This window comes from Pelomonas sp. KK5 (assembly GCF_001984095.1).
Taxonomy (GTDB): domain Bacteria; phylum Pseudomonadota; class Gammaproteobacteria; order Burkholderiales; family Burkholderiaceae_C; genus KK5.
Genome location: NZ_LYVQ01000301.1, coordinates 1 through 6,313, shown reverse-complemented (window position 1 = coordinate 6,313; position 6,313 = coordinate 1). Strand labels below are relative to the sequence as shown.

The following is a 6,313-nucleotide window of genomic DNA, read 5'->3' as shown; positions in this document are numbered from 1 at the left end:
GCCCAAGGCCCTGACCGCCTACCGCCCCTTCTGGGCCAAGCGCTTCGGCCCCGCCCCCTTCCTGCCGATGAGCCGCAAGGAGATGGACGAGCTCGGCTGGGATTCCTGCGACATCATCATCGTCACCGGCGACGCCTATGTGGACCACCCGAGCTTCGGCATGGCGGTGATCGGGCGGACGCTGGAGGCGCAGGGCTTCCGCGTCGGCATCATCGCGCAGCCGGACTGGCAGTCCGCCGATGCGTTCAGGGCTTTGGGCAAGCCCAACCTGTTCTTCGGCGTGGCGGCCGGCAATATGGATTCGATGATCAACCGCTACACGGCGGACCGGAAGATCCGCAGCGACGATGCCTACACGCCCGGCGGCGAAGGCGGCGCTCGCCCCGATCGTGCGACGCTGGTCTACACGCAGCGCTGCAAGGAGGCCTGGAGCGAGGTGCCGGTCGTCATCGGCGGCATCGAGGCCTCGCTGCGCCGCATCGCGCACTACGACTACTGGCAGGACAAGGTCCGCCGCTCGATCCTCGTCGACGCCAAGGCCGACCTGCTGGTCTACGGCAATGCCGAGCGCGCGATCATCGAGATCGCCCACCGCCTGGCCCGCCGCGAGCCGGTGACGCAGATCACCGACGTGCGCGGCACCGCCTTCATGAAGCGCGACGAGCACGACATGGGCGACTGGTTCCAGCTCGACTCGACCAGCGTGGACACGCCCGGCCGCATCGACGAACTGATCAGCCCGTACCAGGAGATCAAGCAGGAGACCTGCGACAGCTCGCCCGCAGCCACGGCCGCGGCCAATTCCGCCGACGGCAGCAAGCCCATCACGATCCACCGCACCGGCCGCATCGCCCTGCCCCCGCGCGAGAAGACCGTGCTGCGCCTGCCCGCCTACGAGCAGGTGCGCGCCGATCCGGTCCTCTACGCCCACGCCAACCGCGTGCTGCATCTCGAGACCAACCCCGGCAACGCCCGCGCGCTGGTGCAGGCCCATGGCGACCGCGACTTGTGGATCAACCCGCCGCCGATCCCGCTGTCCACGCCGGAGATGGACCACGTCTTCGACCTGCCCTACGCGCGCAGCCCGCACCCGAAGTACGCCGACGAGAACGGCAGCCATGACGGCGCCACCAAGATCCCCGCCTGGGAGATGATCCGCTTCAGCGTGAACATCATGCGCGGCTGCTTCGGCGGCTGCACCTTCTGCTCGATCACCGAGCACGAGGGCCGCATCATCCAGAGCCGCAGCGAGGACTCGGTGATCCGCGAGATCGAGGAGATGCGCGACAAGGTCAAGGGCTTCACCGGCATCGTGTCGGACCTCGGCGGCCCCACCGCGAACATGTACCGCATCGGCTGCAAGAGCCCCGAGATCGAGGCCGCCTGCCGCAAGCCGAGCTGCGTCTACCCGGGCATCTGCCAGAACCTCAACACCGACCACGGGCCGCTGATCAAGATGTACCGGCGCGCCCGCGCGCTGAAGGGCGTGAAGAAGATCCTGATCGGCTCCGGCCTGCGCTACGACCTCGCCGTGAAGTCGCCCGAGTACGTGAAGGAGCTGGTCACGCACCACGTCGGCGGCTATCTCAAGATCGCGCCCGAGCACACCGAGGACGGCCCGCTGTCCAAGATGATGAAGCCCGGCATCGGCGCCTACGACAAGTTCAAGCAGATGTTCGAGAAGGCCAGCGAGGAAGCGGGCAAGAAGCAGTACCTGATCCCGTACTTCATCGCCGCGCACCCGGGCACCAGCGACGAGGACATGATGAACCTCGCCGTCTGGCTCAAGAGCAATGGCTTCCGTGCCGACCAGGTGCAGACCTTCTACCCGAGCCCGATGGCCACCGCCACGGCCATGTACCACTCGAACAGGAACCCGCTGAAGAAGGTCACGCGCGACAGCGAGGCGGTGGACATCGTCCGCGGCGAGCGCCGCCGCCGCCTGCACAAGGCCTTCCTGCGCTACCACGATGCCAACAACTGGCCGGTGCTGCGCGAGGCGCTGAAGGCGATGGGCCGCGAGGACCTGATCGGCAACGGCAAGCACCACCTGATCCCGACCTACCAGCCGATGACCGACGGCAGCTACGAGAGCGCCCGCCGCAAGAACTCCACCGTCTCCGCCGCGCCGCGGGCCTCGGTGGCGAAGAAGGGCCGGCTGCTGACCCAGCACACCGGCCTGCCGCCGCGCGAGCATGGCGGCAAGAAGAAGACAACGACGAGAAAGTAACAGTTCCGCCGCCCGGCACTGCTGCACGGCCGCGTGGCCGGCCTCGCCACACAAATCGTCTATAACCAGTCCTGCGCTGAGCTAAGCCGTTAGCTCAGCGCAGCGGCTACTGGCGTGCGGCCGAGGAATGGCATACGCTCGCTCGTACCGCGTGAAGTGACGGTGCTGGGAGGCACCGCTGCCGATCAACCATCGCTCGGAGCCCAGGACACTCATGCACGAGAAGAACAGCCCGGCCGACCCTGCAGCGGGTGACGACGACGTGCTGGACTTCCTTGACCTCGACGAGGACGAGGAAGGCGCCGCATCCGCCACACAGGCCAATCTGCGTCCCTGGCGCATCCTGGTGGTCGACGACGACGCCGACGTGCACCGGGCCACCGAACTGGCCATGCAGGGCCTGAAGATCGAGAACCAGCCGCTGCACTTCCTGCACGCCAGCTCCGCCGCCGAGGCGCGCGAGATGCTGGCCACCGAACCCGACCTCGCCTGCGCGCTGCTCGACGTGGTGATGGAGTCCGACGACGCCGGCCTGCGCCTGGTGCGCTTCATCCGCGACGAGCTCGGCATCAGCTCGCTGCGCATCGTGCTGCGCACCGGCCAGCCCGGCTACGCGCCCGAGATCGAGACGGTGCAGGCCTACGACATCAACGACTACAAGACCAAGTCGGACCTGACCCGCACGCGGCTGTACACGGTGCTCACCGCGGCCGTGCGCTCCTACATGCAGATCCGCGCGCTGGAAGCCAACCGCCAGGGCCTGGAGAGCATCATCTCCGCCAGCACGGAGCTGACCCAGTTGCGCGGCGTGCAGCGCTTCGCCGAAGGCGTGCTGAGCCAGCTCTGCGCGCTGCTGGACGTGCCGCCCGAGGGGCTGGTCTGCGCCCAGTTCGCCAGCGAGCTGGACACCGAGACCCGCATCATCGCCGCCGCCGGCTCCGTCGCGGGGCTGATGGACAGCGCCCTCGACGCGATCCCCTCCGACGCGGTGCGCGAGCGCCTGCAGCGCTGCATCAACCTGCGCCAGAGCCTGTACGAGGACGGTGGCTGCACGCTGTACTTCGGCATGAGCAACGGCCGCGCGATGGTGGCGATGATCGACCTCGGCCGCCCGCTGACCGATCTCGACCAGCAGCTGCTGCGCGTCTTCTGCGGCCACATCGCCGTGGGCTTCGAGAACGTGGTGCTCTACAGCCAGCTGCTGGACCAGGCCTACAACGACCAGCTGCTGCGCCTGCCCAACCGCAACCGCTTCGTCGAGCTGCTGGACCGCAACCTCAAGGATCCCTCCGGCATCACGCTGGCGCTGATCGACATCGACGACTTCTCCGACATCAACGACGCCTTCGGCCATCGCTTCGGCGACCAGGTGCTGCGTTCCGTGGCGATGCGCCTGGGCGAGCTGCTGGGGCTGAACACCGCGATGGCCCGCGTCGGCCCCGATGCCTTCGGCCTGCTGGGCCCGCAGGAACAGGTCAACGGCGACGAGATCCAGCGCGTCTTCGTCGAACCCTTCGCGGTGGCGGGCGAACGGCTGCAGCTGTCGGCCACCTCGGGGCTGGTGCGGCTGTCGGAATCGAGCGCGGTGGGCTCCGAGCTGCTGCTCGATGCGCAGATCGCGCTCAAGCGCGCCAAGCTGCAGCACCGCGGCTCCTCGCAGTACTTCTCATCGGCCATGGGCAGCGACGCACGCGAGCGCTTCAAGCTGCTCAAGGGCCTGCGCACCGGCTTCGAGACCAACGAGCTGTTCGTCGTCTACCAGCCCCAGGTGGACCTGCCCACCAACAAGGCCATCGGCGCCGAGGCGCTGATCCGCTGGCGCATGGCCGACGGCAAGTTCGTGCCGCCCGACCAGTTCATCCCGCTGGCCGAGCAGAGCGGGCTGATCATCGCCATCGGCGAGTACGTGCTGCGCACGTCCTGCCTGCAGCTGCGCCGCATGCTGGAGCTGGGCCACGCCGACTTCCGCATGTGCGTGAACATCTCGCTGGCGCAGTTCCGCCACCCGGACTTCATCCCCTCGCTGAACCGCGCGCTGCGCGACACCGGCGTGGACGGCAAGAACCTGGAGCTGGAGATCACCGAGTCCATGGCGATGGAGGACACGGAGCTGGTGCTGCGCCTGCTGGCCGACATCAAGCGCTGCGGCGCGACGGTGGCCATCGACGACTTCGGCACCGGCTTCTCCTCGCTCTCGCACCTGCGCCAGCTGGATGTGGACCGGCTCAAGATCGACCGCGCCTTCGTGCGCGAGGCGCAGAGCTCCGCGGCCGGCGCGACGATCGCGCAGATGGTCATCAACCTGGGCCGCGGCCTGGGCCTGCGGGTGATCGCCGAAGGCATCGAGACCGAAGACCAGCGCCTGCACCTGCTCACGCTCGGCTGCCACGAGGGCCAGGGCTACCTGTTCGCCCGGCCGATGCAGGCCGACCAGCTGGAGCGCTGGATGGAGGCCGGGGCACCTGCTGCATCGGCCTGACGAGCGTCTGCTACACAATCGCTGGACACAACAAGGAGACAGCGAGATGGCAGCAGCAATCCGAGTTCTTGTGGCCCAGGGCGGTGGCCCCACCGCCGTGATCAACCAGTCGCTCGCGGGCGTGGTGCTGGAGGCGCGGCGGCATGCCGGCGTGGAGGCGATCTACGGCGCGCGGCACGGGGTGCGCGGCATCGTCAACGAAGAGCTCGTCGACCTGCTGCAGGAGACCACCACCAACCTGGAACGCGTGGCTGCCACCCCGGCCGCCGCGCTGGGCTCCACCCGCGACAAGCCCGATGCGGCCTACTGCGGCCGCATCTTCAGGACGCTGCAGGCCCACGGCATCACGCACTTCTTCTACATCGGCGGCAACGACTCGTCGGACACGGTGCGCATCGTCGCCGAGCACGCGCAGGCTGAGCGTTATGCGCTGCGCTGCATCCACATCCCGAAGACGATCGACAACGACCTCGTCGAGAACGACCACACGCCGGGATTCGCCTCGGCCGCCCGCTTCGTGGCCCAGGCCTTCGCCGGTGCGAACCTCGACAACGCCGCCCTGCCCGGCGTCTACGTGGGCGTCGTGATGGGCCGCCATGCCGGCTTCCTCACGGCCGCCGCGGCGATGGCGCAGACCCATCCCGACGACGGCCCGCACCTGATCTACCTGCCCGAGCGGGTGTTCGACACCGCGCGCTTCCTGGCCGACGTCAAGCGCGTCCATGAGTCGCTCGGCCGCTGCGTGATCGCGGTATCGGAAGGCATCCACGGCGCCGACGGCACGCCGATCCTCACCCAGCTGAGCAGCAGCGTCGAGAAGGACGCGCACGGCAACGTCCAGCTCTCCGGCACCGGCGCGCTGGCCGACCTGCTGTGCGAGGAGATCAAGGGCAAGCTCGGCATCAAGCGCGTGCGCGGCGACACCTTCGGCTACCTGCAGCGCAGCTTCGCCGGCTGCGTGTCCGAGGTGGACCAGCGCGAGGCCCGTGAGGTGGGCGAGCGCGCGGTGCAGCTGGCGCTGAACGGGGACCGCGACGGCTCGGTGGCGATCAAGCGCGTGGGCGACTACGCGGTGGACTATCAGCTGGTGCCGCTGTCCGCCGTGGCCGCCAAGACCCGCGTGATGGAGGACGCCTTCATCGACGCGGCCGGCACCGGCGTCACCGCTGAATTCCGGCGTTATCTGGCGCCGCTGCTGGGCTCGGGCCTGCCCGAGCCGGCACGGCTGCGCGCCGGTGCCGTGCCGAAGCGCCTGGCCTGAACCGAAGGGGAGCGCCGATGAGCAACAGCATGATCGAGTTCCGCCGCCCCGACGGCGCGAGCAGCCGCGGCTATCTGGCCCTGCCGCCGCGGCGCGACCCCGTGAGCCAGCCCGGCATCCTGTTGCTGCAGGAATGGTGGGGCCTGAAGCCGCACATCCTCGAGCTGGCCAACCGCTTCGCCGCCGAGGGCTATGTGGTGCTGGCGCCGGACCTGTTCCGCGGCCGCATCGCCGCCAACGCGGACGAGGCCCAGCACCTGATGGACGGCCTCGACTTCGTGGACGCCTGCGACCAGGACATCGCCGGCGCGCTGCGCCACCTGCGCGAGGTGCGGCATTGCGG

At 68.9% G+C, this 6,313-nt stretch carries 4 protein-coding genes; all 4 read left to right on the top strand.

Annotation, left to right across the window (positions count from 1 at the left end; all coding sequences use genetic code 11):
* Nucleotides 1–2,230: YgiQ family radical SAM protein (locus B0W88_RS28685; RefSeq protein ID WP_077037966.1), on the top strand; the 2,230-nt coding region annotated here is incomplete at its 5' end.
* A 214-nt stretch (nucleotides 2,231–2,444) separates the two neighbouring features.
* Entirely contained in the window at nucleotides 2,445–4,709 is a 2,265-nt protein-coding gene (locus tag B0W88_RS28680) for an EAL domain-containing protein (RefSeq protein WP_077037965.1), read from the top strand.
* A 46-nt stretch (nucleotides 4,710–4,755) separates the two neighbouring features.
* A complete protein-coding gene (locus B0W88_RS28675; protein ID WP_077037964.1) occupies nucleotides 4,756–5,970 on the top strand; it encodes a 6-phosphofructokinase in 1,215 nt (404 codons plus the stop codon).
* A 17-nt stretch (nucleotides 5,971–5,987) separates the two neighbouring features.
* On the top strand, nucleotides 5,988–6,313 hold a 326-nt coding region (locus tag B0W88_RS28670; protein ID WP_198937966.1), incomplete at its 3' end, for a dienelactone hydrolase family protein.